Below are 14748 nucleotides of genomic sequence, written 5' to 3'. Positions count from 1 at the left end.
GAATTGGAATCTCAAACCGGCTGCCCCCGATCAATCTTGCTGCTCAAGATGATGGAGGTCGTGGTCTTCTCCACCCCATCCACGCTGCCAATCTGATCCAGCAATTGATCCAGCTGCTCCGGTGAATCGGTGCGCAACCACGCCACATAATCAAATTCACCACTCACCGCACACAACTGCTGCACCTGCGCCATCGCGCTCAGGCGTCGCAACACCTCCTTGCCGGAACGCGGTTGCACAGTGATCCCGACATACGCCTGCAACCCGCCATCCACCACCCGCTGACCGAGGCGCACACCGTAGCCGGTGATCACTTTGGCCTTTTCCAGCCGCGCCAGGCGCGAAGTGACCGTGGTACGGGCGATGCCCAGTTGCCGGGCAAGCATGGCCACGCTCTCGCGGGCGTTGATCTGTAGGGCGGCAATCAATTGGCGGTCGATTTCATCGAGAACAGGGGGGCGAGTGTCGGGCAACGGCGTGGCTCCAGAGGCGTGAATCAATGGTCCAGCATGTTACAGGCTCGTTCGACGCGACGCTTGTGGCCGAAAGAGAGTGGGCAATCGACTAAGATTGATGCAGTCGAGGGCGAGAGGCCAAGGACATGACAACAAAGCTACCTGCTGCTGTACGGGACCGTGCATTGCAGATCGCCCATCACGAAATGGGGCACTACGTGGTGGCCCGCGCCCTGGGATTTGAAACGGGCAGCGTGACGCTGACAGTGACCAAGGATTTGCGGCACCAGGGAGGGGCCTCCATTACCTTGGTGCGCCCAATTTCGTCGATGGAAGCCATGAAGGAACATCTGGAAGCCCGGATGATGGTGCTCCTGGCTGGCGCAATGGCGCAGACCCTGCCATCAAAACCTTCAGCCGCAAAACGCGTCGATAAGCCCAAAGCCGCCGCCATCCTCAAAGGCGAGCAGGGGGCGGAACAGGATTACGCAAAAATCAGGGAGCTTCAGCATCTGCTGCGCAACATCGCCTGTCCCGATACCGATCCAGCGTCGTCTGAACGCATAACGGCGCAGCTCAAAGCGATGACTGATCGGGTGTGGGATCGGACGCAAAAAATCATAGAGGATCAGGCCGAGACGATTGCCGAATTGGCGGGGGCGCTGGTGGACGGCATGGTCATCGTGGAGCAGTGGGGGCGGGCGGCGGATACGTATGAGGTCGTGTTGACGGGGCAGATGCTGGAGCGGCTGCGGGCAGTCCAGGCTATCCCTTCGCTGCGTGTTTGGACTGACAGTTGCAGTGATGTCGTTCAGCACTGGAAATAACGAAAGCCCGAAGAGGCTGGCTCTATCAGTCCCCAAAAGGGAATTCTCGGTCCTTTTTTGGGAATTTTCCGGTCCTGTGAACAGTGTTCTATTGATCTGCATCCGTTCTCGATTGAACAGGCCTTCGCGTCAGCACCTTCACCACATCATCAATCACCGCTTTGCTCATCGTCGTTAGATAGTGCGCGGCCCTGGCGTGGCGGTCGGAGTCTTGGGCGTAGGCGGCGTCCACGGTGAGGGACTTGGCGAGGAACAGCAGGTCAGAGGCTTGGGTCAGAGCGTCGGCGATGGGGACGTTGCGGCAGACGTGGAACAGGGGTTGGTCCGAGAAATAGAGGAAGGGGGCGAAGCCGACGGTTTTCAGTTGTGAAGGATCGGACGAAATGGGTTTGCTCATGATGTAACTCCTTAATCCAAGGAGCGGCCATTTTCGTTTCCAAGCGAATGGGTGGCAGCTGTACGCAGGTTGGAAAACCGGGGATCAAGGAAACCGGCACGCCCGAAAGCGTCCCACGCACAGCTGCCATAACACAGTTTCGCAGTCGTAAAAAACGACTGGAGTAGTGGTAGATACTGCTGCGCTTTGATCCGACGGGTTTCCAAGCCCGATCGCTGAATGGTCAGCGACGTCCAGAGACTATCCCGTCGAAGAAAAGCGCAACAAGGCATCAAAGTGCCCAAAAGCAAGATTCGGAGTTTGCCTACAAGGTCTGCGGGCGTCATCCGATAAAGCGAGACCATAAGTAAACAAAACTAAACGTCAGACACGAAAAAACCGCGCATTGCGCGGCTTTCTTGTTTGGTGGGCCCACACGGACTTGAACCGTGGACCAAAGGATTATGAGTCCTCTGCTCTAACCAACTGAGCTATAGGCCCTCAGTAGGCCGCGGATTATAACGACGGTTTCGCGGCTGTGCCATCTGAAAAAGCCATTACGTTTGTACGAAGAAATGTCGCGGCAAATTCGTCGGGGGGCAGGGGTAGGCTGACGATGTAGCCCTGGATTTGTTCACAGCCCTCGGCAGCGAGGAATTGCTGTTGCGCCAGTGTCTCGACCCCTTCGGCAATCACGGTGAATGGCATGCTGCGTCCGAGCGCGATGATGGCGCGTACGATCGCCGCATCGTGGGGATCGTCCGGCAGGCCGCGGACGAAGGACTGGTCGATCTTGAGGATGTCCAGTGGCAGGCGCTTGAGGTAGCTCAGGGACGAGTAACCGGTACCGAAGTCATCGATGGCCAGTTGCACGCCCAGTTTTTTGAGTTGATGCAGCACCGCCAGCGCTTCTTCGGCCTGGCTCATGATGAAGTTTTCGGTGATTTCCAGTTGCAGGAAACCGGGGTTGAGGCCGTTGTCCTTGAGCAACTGTTCGATACGGCCCAGCAGATTGGGTTGACGCAATTGGGCGCCGGCAAGGTTGACCGACAGCGGGCCGGGACTGTCGTACAGCCGGTGCCATTCGGCCATCTGCCGGCAGGCGGTTTCCAGGACCCAGTCGCCGATTTGCAGGATCATGCCGTTTTCTTCCGCCAGCGGGATGAAGTGTTCCCGCGGCACGTCGCCAAAGGTCGGATGGCGCCAACGGATCAGGGCTTCGGCACCGACCAGGCTGTAGTCCGCGAGGCTGATTTTCGGTTGGTAGCACAGGTGCAACTCGTTGCGTTCGATGGCGCGGCGCAGTTCGTGTTCCAGCGCCACGCGTTCGCTGGCCTGGGCGGTGAGGTCGCGGGTGTAGCTTTCGACGCGGTTGCGGCCCTTGGCCTTGGAGCGGTACATCGCGGCGTCGGCGTTCTTGATCAGTGTGGCAACGTCGCAGCCATCCTTCGGATAGAGGCTGGTGCCGATACTGGCGCTGATGAAAAACTCGTGTTCGCCGGCCTGGAACGGCGCGGCGAAACAATTGAGCAATTTGGTGGCGATGTGGTCGGCATCGCTGGATTGTTGCAGGCCCGGTAATAGAATGATGAATTCGTCACCACCCAGGCGCGCCACGGTGTCGATGTCACGCAACTGCTCCTTGAGACGTACGGCAATGCCCTTGAGCAGCAGGTCGCCGACCGGGTGGCCGAGGCTGTCGTTGATGTGCTTGAAGCGGTCAAGGTCGAGGAACAGCACGGCGCCCTGGCCGCCGTTTTCCTGTTGGTTGTTGAGCGCCGTCAGCAGGCGGCTTTCGAACAGCGTGCGGTTCGGCAGGCCGGTCAGTGGGTCGTGGTGCGCCTGGTAGTCGAGTTTGGCCTGGGCATGTTTGAGACTGGAAATGTCGGCGAACACCGCGACAAAGTGGGTGATGAACTTGTCGCGGTTGCGCACGGCGCTGATGGTCAGCCAGCTCGGGTACAGCTCGCCATTCTTGCGCCGATTGGAAATCTCGCCCTGCCAATGACCTTCGGCGGTCAATTGATGCCACATGGCCGCGTAGAACGCGCTGTCATGCAGGCCTGAGGCGAGCAGGCGTGGCGTGTGGCCCAGGGCTTCGTTTTCGCTGTAACCGGTGATTTCGGTGAACGCACGGTTGACCGCGCTGATGTGCTGTTGGGTATCGGTGATCAACACGCCTTCGGCAGTGCTTTCGAACACGGTGGCGGCCTGTTGCAGTTTTTCCTGCATCAGGTGCCGCTCGGTGATGTCCCGGGCGATGGTCAGCATGCAGTCTTCATCGCCAATCGGCAGCGGACGGCTGGACACTTCACAGAGGCGGATCTGCCCGTCGCTGCGGCGGATATGGCAGCTGAAGTCGCGGACAAAGCCGTCGCGGTGCAGCAGGTCGAGCATTTGCTTGCGTTCATTGAGGTTGACCCAGATTCCCAGGTCCAGCGCCGAACGATCCACCGACATGGCGCTGTTGAACCCGGTGATGCGGCTAAAACCATCGTTGACCTCCAGCAGCAAGCCATCACTTTGCCGAGACAGCAGCAAACCGTCGGGAGAGGCGTGGAAGGCCTTGGCGAATTTTTCTTCGGAAGTTTGCAGCTGTTGCTGGGTTTCCTTGAGCTGGGTGATGTCCCGCACTACGACCACCAGCGCCGGTGTCATGTCGAGGTTGAACGGTTCGGCGGAGATCAGGCCGGTAAACACCTGGCCGTTGCTGCGACGAAAGGGCATCTCCAGGTTGCGGATGCTGCCGGCCTGCAAGCGTTGCAACAGGCCTGGCCCAACACCGGGAATCCCCCAGATGTTCAGGTTGGTGGCGGTCTGGCCAATGACGTCCTCGGCCTTGAGGCCGATCTGTTCTTCGAACGCTTCGTTGACTTCCAGCAGGCAGCCGTCGCTCAGGCGCGCGATCACCAGCATGTCCGGGCATTGCTGGAACACGGAAGCGAATTTCTGCTCCGACAGGCGTAGCGCTTCCTCGGTGCGCTTGGCGTCGGTGATATCGATCATCAACCCGCGCAGCACCGGCTCATGCCCGTGTTCGATCAGGCTGACGATATCGCGCACCCACAGGCAGCGGCCGTCGGCGGTGATCACCCGGTAATCGAGGCGGTGATCGCGCCCGGCCAGCACTTCGTGATCGCAGAAGGTCTGGGCGCGGGTCAGGTCGGCGGGGTGAATGATGTTGCGCCAGAAACCCGGAATCAGCCAATGGGACAGGGGATAACCGAGAAGGTCTTCGGCGTGGGGCGATACATAGCTGTAGGTGAAGTCGGTGACTTTTGCTTCCCAGGCGATGGCCGACAGGCTCTCCACCAGGCCGCGGTAGTGGTATTCGCTGCTGCGCAGTTCCTGTTCAAGGTTGACCCGGCGGGCGATTTCCGAGCTCAAGCGGCGGTTGATGCGGATAACCACCGCCAGCACGGTAGTCAGCAGCAGCAATCCGGGCAGGCCATACACCAGCAGGTCATTCCAGAACGTTCGATGATCGAGGACGTTGCCGACCCAATGCTCCTGAATGGCGCTGATTTCAGCAGGGCTCATGTCTGCCAGGACTTTGTCGAGAATGCCGACCAGCATCTTGTTGTCGCGGGGTACAGCCATGGCCAGTTGATAGCGATAGGGGGTTTCACCGCTGACATACAACCCATCGAGCTTGAGTTGGCGCAGTCCCCAGACGCTGGAAGCCAGATCGCCCACCACGGCGTCCACTTCGTCGGTGGCCAGCGCCTGTAGCGCCGAGCTGACGTTGGGCACCGCCACCAGGTTCAAGTCGGGATGGTGGCTGCGCAGCAGCTCGTGGGGGGCGTAGTTTTCCACCACGGCGATTTTCAGGCCGTACAGGTCTTGCAGGTTATGTGGCTGGGGGCCCCCGACATGGGCCAGGATGACAATCGGAAAATCCAGATAGGGGCGAGTGAACGACAGGTATTTCTGGCGTTCCGGGGTCGACATGATGCCCGGCAGCAGGTCCAGTTTGCCCTTTTTGGCTTGTTCCAGGACAGCGGTCCAGCTCACCGGCTCGATGGGCGTGAGCCGGGTTGCCAGCCTTTTGCGGATGACCTCGATGTAATCCGCGGCAAGGCCCTGGTAGCGGCCCCCATCGTCACGAAACTCGAAGGGCGGCCACGACGCATCGACACCCAGGCGCAATTCCGGGTGAGCCGCCAGCCAGCTACGTTCATCGTCAGTGAGAGTCAGCGCGCCAGCCGTTGCGGTCCAGGTCATCAGCGACAGCAAAAAAAACACGGTCGGCAGTCTGGGCATAACGGTCTCGTTATGGCTCGGGGGAATGTTTCGAGTGTAGACGGCTACAGGGAGGAGGGGGGAAGCGGGGAGATTTAATCTGTACAAAGCAAAACCCCCGGCCTGGGCCGGGGGTTCTGTGATCACTCGTCGAGGAAGGAGCGCAGATGCTCGCTTCTCGTCGGGTGGCGCAGCTTGCGCAGCGCCTTGGCTTCGATCTGACGAATCCGTTCACGGGTCACGTCGAACTGCTTACCAACCTCCTCGAGGGTGTGGTCGGTATTCATGTCGATACCGAAGCGCATGCGCAGAACCTTGGCTTCACGGGCAGTGAGGCCGGACAGGACTTCGCGAGTCGCTTCTTTAAGGCTCTCAACAGTGGCGACATCGATTGGCGACTGCATGGTCGAGTCTTCGATGAAGTCACCCAGATGAGAATCTTCGTCATCACCGATCGGGGTTTCCATGGAGATCGGCTCTTTAGCGATCTTCAATACCTTGCGGATCTTGTCCTCAGGCATTTCCATGCGTTCGCCCAGCTCTTCCGGGGTCGGTTCGCGACCCATTTCCTGCAGCATCTGCCGGGAAATACGGTTGAGCTTGTTGATCGTCTCGATCATGTGCACCGGAATACGGATGGTGCGGGCCTGGTCGGCGATCGAGCGAGTGATCGCCTGACGGATCCACCAGGTGGCATAAGTCGAGAACTTGTAGCCGCGACGGTATTCGAACTTGTCTACTGCTTTCATCAAGCCGATGTTGCCTTCCTGGATCAGATCGAGGAATTGCAGGCCGCGGTTGGTGTACTTCTTGGCGATGGAGATCACCAGACGCAAGTTGGCTTCAACCATCTCTTTCTTCGCGCGGCGGGCCTTGGCCTCACCGATCGACATGCGACGGTTGATGTCCTTGATCTCGGCGATGGTCAAACCGGTTTCGGTTTCCAGCGCGGTCAGCTTCTGCTGGCAACGGATGATATCCGGCTGCAGACGACCAATGGCTTCAGCGTATTTGCCTTTGCCTTTGGCCAGGGCGTCACTCCAGCTTTCGTCGACTTCGTTGCCCGGGAACTGGCGCAGGAAGTCGGCACGCGGCATGCGTGCATCACGAACGCAGAGCTGCATGATTGCGCGCTCTTGCTGACGCAGGCGATCCAGGGCACTGCGAACACGCTCGACCAGGCCTTCGAATTGCTTCGGCACCAATTTGATCGGCATGAACAGCTCGGCCAGGGCCAACAGCTCGGCAATTGCTGCCTTGTTGTTGCGACCGTGCTTTTTCAGCGCCTTGCGGGTGATTTCCATCTGATCGGCCACAGCGCCAAAGCGCTGTGCAGCGATGACCGGATCCGGACCGCTTTCGGCTTCTTCCTCGTCATCCGAGGCTTCACCGTCTTCGTCGTCGGAATCGTCATCCGCCTTGACGGCTTTCGCGTCAATTGGCGGCGGCACTTCTGCCGCAGGCGGCGCGATACCGTCGTCCGGGTCGATATAACCGCTCAGGACGTCGGACAGGCGGCCACCTTCGGTGGTGACGCGGGTGTACTCGGAGAGAATATGATCAACCGTGCCAGGGAAGTGCGCGATTGCGCTCATCACCTCACGGATGCCCTCTTCAATACGCTTGGCGATTTCGATTTCGCCTTCACGTGTGAGGAGCTCCACCGTGCCCATTTCGCGCATGTACATGCGCACCGGGTCGGTAGTGCGACCAATGTCGGTCTCGACCGCAGCCAACGCTGCAGCGGCCTCTTCGGCTGCGGCTTCGTCGGTATCGGCGTCGGCCAGCATAAGGGAATCCTTATCTGGCGCAACCTCGAACACGTTGATCCCCATGTCGTTGATCATGCGGATGATGTCTTCCACCTGTTCCGGATCTGAAATATCCTCCGGCAGGTGGTCGTTGACCTCCGCGTAAGTCAGGTAGCCCTGCTCACGACCAAGTGTGATCAACTCTTTGATACGAGACTGCTGTTGCGCTTTTCCGGACATAACACCCTATCCACTGAAGGTCTTGGCGGGCAAAAAACAAGCCGAGGATTATACCTGAGCTATGACCTCACGCGCCAGTTGAGGTCGGGTTTGTTGCGGAAACATTGCGACTCAAGAGATCGCGCAGTTGATTTTTCTCTTCGCTGGTCAATTCGCTTTGACGCGCTTTTCGCAGAAGTTGTTCCAGGTTTCGCTCGCGTTGGCGGGCTGACAAGCTAGTAATGGTGTCGAAAAACTGTTGTTCAAGGTTATCTCCGTCAATCAGCCATTCCTTTTCGGCCAGCGCCCTGAGCAAACGGCCTTGTTCTGTGCCGTGCCAACGCGCAATCAGTTGAATTGAGTTTAGCTTGGGATTCTTCTGCACGGCTTCGAGCAGCGCCACCAGCAATTGTGTGTTGGTGTGATCTTCGGCGGCGAAGTGCCCGGCATCCTCGACTTTTTCCGCCAGTTGCGGGTGATGCAGCAACGTGCGCAAGGCGGCGAGGGTTGGCGGTTCTACGGCGGCGGGCACCCGTGGCGCGCGGGGTTGATCGCGATCACCGCCTCGCTTGCCATTCTTGTCCCATGGTTTCTTGTCCCATTTCTTGCCTCCTGCACCGGGCTTCTTCGGCGTCCATTCTTGCTGCGGCACATACATTTCCTGTGCCTGCGGCTGATGATAGTCGCTGTAATCGGGCATTGCGTCGTAATCGATGCCCGGGTCGTAGGCCGGCGGTGCTTCTTGCGGGGCGCTTTGTGCCAGCTGGCTCACCGCTTCGCCGCTAAGGCCGGTGATTTCGCTCAGGCGCTGACGCATCAAGGTGCGCAGGTTGGCACCGGGGACTTTGTCGATCAGTGGCGCGGCGAGGGTGGCCATGTGGGCCTTGCCCTCGAGCGAGCGCGGGTCGGCTTCTTCCGTCAGCTGCTGGAAGAAATAATCGGCCAGAGGCTGCGCGTGCTGGTTGATCCGTGCGCGGAAGGCATCGGTGCCTTCGGAGCGGACCAGGGTGTCCGGGTCTTCGCCTTCGGGCAGGAACAGAAAGCGTGCGCGACGACCGTCCTGCAGGCTCGAAAGTGTCGCCTCCAGCGCCCGCCATGCCGCATTGCGGCCGGCCTGATCGCCGTCGAAGCAGAACAGCACGCTGGGCACGACGCGAAACAGCCGCTTGAGGTGTTCCTCGCTGGTAGCGGTGCCCAGGGTCGCAACGGCATTGCGCAGGCCTTGCTGGGCCAGGGCTATGACGTCCATGTAACCCTCGACGACGATGATCTCGTCGAGGTTGCGGTTGGTCTTGCGCGCTTCGTACAGGCCGTAGAGTTCCTGGCCTTTATGGAAAACAGGGGTTTCCGGGGAGTTCAGGTACTTCGGCTTGTCGTCGCCCAATACCCGGCCGCCGAAGGCGATGACGCGCCCGCGACTGTCGCGGATCGGAAACATCACGCGGTCGCGGAAGCGGTCGTAACGTTTACCGCTTTCGGCGTTTTCGATCAGCAGGCCGGCATCGATCATGGCTTTTTGTTGCAGGGTATCGCTGCTCAAGTGCTTGAACAGGTTGTCCCAGCCGGGTGGAGCAAAGCCGAGGCCGAAGTCCCGGGCGATTTCGCCGGTCAGCCCGCGACCTTTCAGGTAATCCACGGCGGCCTTGCGCGATGGATGACTTTTCAGGGCCTGGCGATAAAAGTCGGCAGCGGCGCTGAGTAGTGGATACAGCGGCGAATCGGTCGGCTGTCGCGGTTTGTGCGGGCGGCCGCTTTCTTCGCGGGGGATTTCCATGCCGGCGGCTTTGGCCAGCTCTTCGACGGCCTGGACGAAATCCAGGTTGTCGTGGTCCATGATGAAGCCGAGGGCGTTGCCGCCAGCGCCGCAACCGAAGCAGTAATAGAACTGCTTGTCGGGGCTGACGCTGAACGATGGAGTCTTTTCCTTGTGGAACGGGCAGCAGGCGGTGTGGTTCTTGCCGGCCTTTTTCAATTGCAGGCGCGAGCTGACCACATCGACGATGTCGGTGCGGTTCAGAAGGTCGTCAATGAAGCTCTGGGGAATTAACCCGGCCATGGCGTTCTCGTCATCTGCGCTGAAAGGAACCCGAAACGTGCGGCGATCGAACGCGGTCATTGTTTGAGGCGCGCAAAGTGTGCGGCTCGACCAGTGTCGTCTGCGTAATCGCTGTCGGGAAGTGTATCTGCCGAAAATCCACTGACGTTAATGCTAATCAGTATTCGACTGTTTGAATGTGTTGCGCTGAATCCGCTGTGGCCAATCATAGGCCCCGGATAGCTCATCATCTGGCACGCAAGCAGGTGCCTTGGGCTGATCGTCGTGAGAGGAATCAGTGGGTGTGCTCGTCAGTAGCCTTGAAAGGCTCGTCAGAAAAGACGTGCACCGCTGGCAAAAGAGCCAGGTCTGACGCGGTGAAGCAGATTTGTCTCGGTCGCGTCTGCGGCTTTGACAGTGAAGCATCAAGCGTTTTACGCAAATGCCATAAGCCCGGCTGAGGGCCGGGCTTGGCAGAAGCTTGCTACGATCGTCTGTGTATTAGTACAGACGAACGGCGCGGCGCTGTTCGCGCTGAACTTTCTTGGCGTGACGCTTAACAGCGGCTGCTGCTTTGCGCTTACGCTCAGAAGTTGGCTTCTCGTAAAATTCGCGGCTACGAACTTCAGCCAGTACACCGGCTTTTTCGCAGGAGCGCTTGAAACGACGCAGAGCTACGTCGAAGGGTTCGTTCTCTTTTACTTTGACGGCTGGCATCCAGAGCTACCTTCATTCATTACCGGGGTCAACATCCTCGCGGCAAAAGAGCACTTGAAGACGTCGGTTTTTAAGGGTTGCGGATGTTAACCCCTCAACGCTCGGAATGCAAAGCCTCTGATCGAAAACCGCTGGTCGGGGCATCACGCGACGACTATTATGCGCGCCTTCGAATTCAGCCTAAACAAGGCGCAAACCCATGCTAGTACTGGGATTAGAAACCTCCTGCGACGAAACCGGTGTCGCATTATATGACAGTGAACGCGGCCTGCTGGCCGACGCATTGTTCAGTCAGATCGACCTGCACCGCGCCTATGGTGGCGTGGTGCCGGAGCTGGCTTCGCGCGATCACGTCAAACGCATGCTGCCCTTGATTCGTCAGGTGCTGGCTGAGGCCGACTGCGTGCCGACCGAGATCGATGCGATCGCCTACACCGCGGGTCCTGGCCTGGTCGGTGCCTTGTTGGTAGGGGCTTCCTGCGCTCAGGCGCTGGCCTTTGCCTGGGGCATTCCGGCTCTTGGCGTGCATCACATGGAAGGCCATTTGCTGGCGCCGATGCTGGAGCCGCAACCGCCGGAGTTTCCGTTCGTCGCTTTGTTGGTGTCGGGTGGTCATACGCAACTGGTTCAGGTCGACGGAATTGGTCAGTACACGCTCTTGGGCGAGACCCTGGATGACGCCGCTGGCGAGGCCTTCGACAAGACGGCCAAGATGATGGGCCTCAATTATCCCGGCGGACCGGAGATCGCTCGCCTTGCAGAACTGGGTGTTGCAGGACGTTTCGTCTTCCCGCGTCCAATGTGCGACCGCCCGGGCCTGGATTTCAGCTTCAGTGGCTTGAAAACCTTCGCACTGAATACTTGGCAACAGTGCGTCAGCGCCGGGGACGACAGCGAACAAACCCGTTGCGACATCGCGCTGGCATTCCAGCAGGCCGTGGTGGAGACTTTGACCATCAAGTGCAAGCGTGCCCTGAAGGCCGCCGGCATGAAGCGCCTGGTGATTGCAGGGGGCGTCAGTGCCAACAAGGCGTTGCGCACTTCCCTGGAGAAAATGCTTGGCGACATGAAGGGTGATGTGTTTTATGCCCGTCCGCAGTTTTGCACCGATAACGGCGCGATGATCGCCTTTGCTGGCTGCCAGCGCTTGCAGGCCGGTCAGCAGGAAAGCCTGGCGATCAGCGTGCAGGCACGCTGGCCGATGGAGCAGTTGTCCGCATTGTGATGAGCGGCGCTCATGTCCGGCTGCTAGAAATGCCGTTCGCGCCCGGCAAACAGGTCGCGTAGATTGCCGCGATGACGCCAGACGATCAGCCCGGTGAGCGCGCTCATGGGCAGCAGGGCGGCCGGTTCTTGCCAGGCCAGCAACGGCAGGCTCAGCGGTGTGGCGATGAGGGCGGCCAGGGAGCTGGTGCGGGTCAGGTAGAACGTCAAGAGCCAGGCGCAGACCGCCAGAAGGGCAGCGGGCGGGTACAGTCCCAGCAACATGCCCGCAGCGGTGGCGACACCCTTGCCGCCGCGAAAGCGGAAGTACAACGGAAACAGATGGCCGATGACGGCATAGACGCCGATCCAGGCCTGTTCCTGCTGCGAAAGGCCCGCAAGGCGCGCAATCAGTACCGGCAGCAGGCCTTTGCAAAGGTCGCCGAGCAGGGTCAGGATGGCGAGTTTCTTGCCGGCCAGGCGCAACATGTTGGTGGCGCCGGCATTGCCCGAGCCACTCATTCGCGGATCGGGGTTGCCGGTCAGGCGGCTGAGCAAAATGGCAAAGGACAGAGAGCCGAGCAGGTAGGCGAGGATCGCCAATAACCAAAACATGCTAACTATTCCGGGCGAGGAAGCCCTGATTCTAACGGCGCATTGCGCCCTTGTCGTGTAGCGGAGAGAAGTGCTTGGACAGAGTGTTTATCGAAGGCCTGGAAGTCGACACGGTGATTGGTGCCTACGATTGGGAACGAGGCATCCGACAGTGCTTGCGTCTTGACCTGAGCTTCGCCTGGGATAATCGCCCGGCCGCAGCCGGTGATGACCTGACCCTGGCGCTCGACTACGCCAGTGTTTCCTCGCGCATCCAGGCGTTTGCCGAGCAGGCGCAATTCCAGCTGGTGGAAACCTTTGCCGAGCGCCTGGTTGAAGTGCTGATGAGCGAATTCAAGATCACCTGGATGCGCATCAAGCTGACCAAGCCAGGTGCGATTCCTGCCGCCACCGGCGGCGTGGGCGTGGAGATCGAGCGCGGATGTCGCTGACTCAGGTGTACCTCGGGCTCGGTAGCAATATCGAGCGTGAAGCCCATTTGCGGGCGGGGCTCGATGCATTGGCGACATTCCTTGTCGATATCCGCTGTTCGGCGGTGTTCGAAAGCCAGCCGGTGGGCATCAAGAGCGGGCCGTTCTTCAATTTCGTGGTGTCGGCGTATACCGATCTGCCGCTGATGGAGCTTGATCGTCGACTGAAGTTCATCGAGGCGGATAACGGTCGTTACGCACCGGATCGCCGAGGTTTGCCGCTGGATATCGACGTGTTGTTGTTCGGTGATCTGGTGGGCAACTTCGATGGGCTGATCTTGCCGCGGGCAGAAATTCTGAAAAATGCGTTCGTTCTGTGGCCGTTGTCGTTGATAGCGCCGGATCGCGTGCATCCGGGCGCAGGCAAGAGCTTTGCGACCTTGTGGGCTGAAGCGCAGATTGATCAGGTGTTGGCGCCAGTGGCTTTCGAATGGCGTGGTGAGCAGCTGACGCCTTCAAATTTGTTGTGACAGTTTTGACGCCATCGCGGGCAAGTCGGATCGCCGCACCGCCGCACCGCCGCACCGCCGCTCCGACTTGCCCGCGAAGCTTTTCAGGTCGATGCACTTTCCTTGTAAGCCTTCAGCGCCTTCAGGCGCTCGCGCTTGATCGCCTCACCGAGTTCCGGTCCCTTGAATCCCTTTTCCAGCAGCGGCTGGACCGCCACGCTACGAGCCGCAGTTGCCGCGCCGCGCAAATAATCCGCCTGTGGATAACTTCTTTCTTCCAGCCCTTTGCGCCCCCGCGCATCCATCTCGCATGCCGCGATGAACTCCTCGAACCGCTGTGGCCGACGGTAAATGTCGAAGCTTTGCAGCAAGTCCAGCAATGTCGATGGCTTCAGCTCAAGGGCGCGATGCCCGTGGGTGTGATACTCGCCCACCAGCAGCGCCAGTTCCTGGCAGTCTCTCGGCACCTTGAAGCGTTCGTTGATCGCTTTGATCAGCTTCAGGCCTTTGCACTCGTGGGCAATGTGTCGCGGCCATTCTTTCTCTGGCGTCAGGCCTTTGCCCAGGTCATGCAGCAGGGAGGCCCAGCGCACGGTCAGCGGCTGTTTGTACAACGCCGCTTGCTGCAACACGCTCAGGGTATGCGCGCCTGTATCGATTTCCGGGTGATGGGCCGGGGGTTGTGGTACGCCGAACAGCGCGTCGACCTCGGGCATCAGTACCTTGAGTGCGCCGCATGCGCGCAAAACCTCAACAAACACTTGTGGCTGATCTTCCATCAGGGCGCGGGAAATTTCCTTCCAGCTGCGCTCCGGGGTCAGCGCCTCAAGCTCGCCTGATTCGCTGAGTTGGCGCATCAGCGCCAGGGTTTCCGGGGCGACGGTAAAACCCAGCGTCGCGTAGCGCGCCGCGAAGCGGGCAACACGCAGGACCCGGAGCGGGTCTTCGGCAAATGCCGGGGAAACGTGGCGAAGCAGGCGTGCTTCGAGATCGCGCTGGCCGTGGTACGGGTCGGTCAGGTTCTGCTGATCGTCTTCAGCCATGGCATTGATGGTCAGGTCGCGACGGATCAGGTCTTCTTCGAGGGTGACTTCAGGGCTGGCGTGAAAAGTGAACCCGCCGTATCCGCGCCCGCTTTTGCGCTCGGTGCGGGCGAGGGCGTATTCCTCACCGCTTTTGGGATGAAGGAACACCGGGAAATCCGCGCCCACCGGGCGAAAGCCCTTGGCGAGCATCTCTTCGGTCGTCGCGCCGACCACGACCCAGTCGATATCGGTAACCGGTTTGCCCAGCAGGCGATCGCGTACCGCACCACCGACTTTATAAATCCGCATAAAAAACCTCCGTTAGCTCGACAGGATAACCGTTGCATCGAGCTTTCGGAGGCAC

Annotated in this window: 12 protein-coding genes and 1 tRNA gene; 4 read left to right on the top strand and 9 right to left on the bottom strand. The window is 59.7% G+C overall.

What is annotated here, in order from left to right:
* Positions 1-11 precede the first annotated feature (11 nt).
* Complete coding sequence (locus tag AC1D19_RS07615; protein ID WP_007980298.1) at positions 12-473, bottom strand: Lrp/AsnC family transcriptional regulator; 462 nt, start codon at positions 471-473, stop codon at positions 12-14.
* A gap of 128 nt (positions 474-601) precedes the next feature.
* Between AC1D19_RS07615 and AC1D19_RS07610 the strand changes: the two genes are divergently transcribed.
* The gene (locus AC1D19_RS07610; protein WP_477762848.1) at positions 602-1282 is read left to right on the top strand and encodes a zinc metalloprotease; all 681 of its coding nucleotides are present in this window, start codon (positions 602-604) and stop codon (positions 1280-1282) included.
* An 88-nt stretch (positions 1283-1370) separates the two neighbouring features.
* Here the strand turns inward: AC1D19_RS07610 and AC1D19_RS07605 are convergent, their stop codons facing one another.
* From AC1D19_RS07605 to rpsU, 6 genes are all read right to left on the bottom strand, one after another.
* Positions 1371-1679: a DUF3077 domain-containing protein gene (locus tag AC1D19_RS07605; RefSeq protein ID WP_477762847.1), complete on the bottom strand. Its 309-nt coding sequence runs from the start codon at positions 1677-1679 to the stop codon at positions 1371-1373.
* A 403-nt stretch (positions 1680-2082) separates the two neighbouring features.
* A tRNA-Ile gene (locus AC1D19_RS07600) sits at positions 2083-2159 on the bottom strand.
* A gap of 15 nt (positions 2160-2174) precedes the next feature.
* Positions 2175-5921 (bottom strand): bifunctional diguanylate cyclase/phosphodiesterase, encoded by a 3747-nt coding sequence (locus AC1D19_RS07595; protein ID WP_477759785.1) that lies wholly within the window; start codon positions 5919-5921, stop codon positions 2175-2177.
* 122 nt (positions 5922-6043) lie between these two features.
* Positions 6044-7891, bottom strand: a complete 1848-nt coding sequence (rpoD, locus tag AC1D19_RS07590) for an RNA polymerase sigma factor RpoD (RefSeq protein ID WP_477754896.1) — start codon at positions 7889-7891, stop codon at positions 6044-6046.
* A 67-nt stretch (positions 7892-7958) separates the two neighbouring features.
* A complete protein-coding gene (dnaG, locus tag AC1D19_RS07585) occupies positions 7959-9926 on the bottom strand; it encodes a DNA primase (protein WP_223460320.1) in 1968 nt (655 codons plus the stop codon).
* A 480-nt stretch (positions 9927-10406) separates the two neighbouring features.
* Positions 10407-10622, bottom strand: coding sequence for a 30S ribosomal protein S21 (rpsU, locus tag AC1D19_RS07580; protein WP_002551877.1), 216 nt, complete (start codon positions 10620-10622; stop codon positions 10407-10409).
* Between the two features lie 199 nt (positions 10623-10821).
* On the opposite strand from rpsU, the gene tsaD reads away from it, so the two are divergent.
* On the top strand, positions 10822-11847 hold the full coding sequence (gene tsaD / locus AC1D19_RS07575) for a tRNA (adenosine(37)-N6)-threonylcarbamoyltransferase complex transferase subunit TsaD (RefSeq protein ID WP_477754895.1): 1026 nt from the start codon (positions 10822-10824) through the stop codon (positions 11845-11847).
* Between the two features lie 23 nt (positions 11848-11870).
* Here tsaD and plsY read toward each other — a convergent pair whose 3' ends face one another.
* Positions 11871-12440 carry a glycerol-3-phosphate 1-O-acyltransferase PlsY gene (plsY, locus tag AC1D19_RS07570; RefSeq protein WP_477754894.1) on the bottom strand — a complete coding sequence of 190 codons (570 nt, stop codon included), beginning with the start codon at positions 12438-12440 and terminating at the stop codon, positions 11871-11873.
* A 74-nt stretch (positions 12441-12514) separates the two neighbouring features.
* Here plsY and folB point away from each other — a divergent pair, with 74 nt between their 5' ends.
* Positions 12515-12871, top strand: coding sequence for a dihydroneopterin aldolase (gene folB / locus AC1D19_RS07565; protein WP_477754893.1), 357 nt, complete (start codon positions 12515-12517; stop codon positions 12869-12871).
* Complete coding sequence (gene folK / locus AC1D19_RS07560) at positions 12862-13380, top strand: 2-amino-4-hydroxy-6-hydroxymethyldihydropteridine diphosphokinase (protein ID WP_477762846.1); 519 nt, start codon at positions 12862-12864, stop codon at positions 13378-13380. Before folB ends, folK begins: the two co-directional genes overlap by 10 nt.
* An 83-nt stretch (positions 13381-13463) precedes the next feature.
* Here the strand turns inward: folK and AC1D19_RS07555 are convergent, their stop codons facing one another.
* A complete protein-coding gene (locus AC1D19_RS07555) occupies positions 13464-14693 on the bottom strand; it encodes a multifunctional CCA addition/repair protein (protein ID WP_477762845.1) in 1230 nt (409 codons plus the stop codon).
* Positions 14694-14748: the final 55 nt, after the last annotated feature.

It is taken from the genome of Pseudomonas sp. P1_C12 (assembly GCF_056406435.1).
The sequence above is the reverse complement of the archived record's forward strand: the minus strand, read 5'-3'. Positions and strand labels throughout refer to the sequence as shown.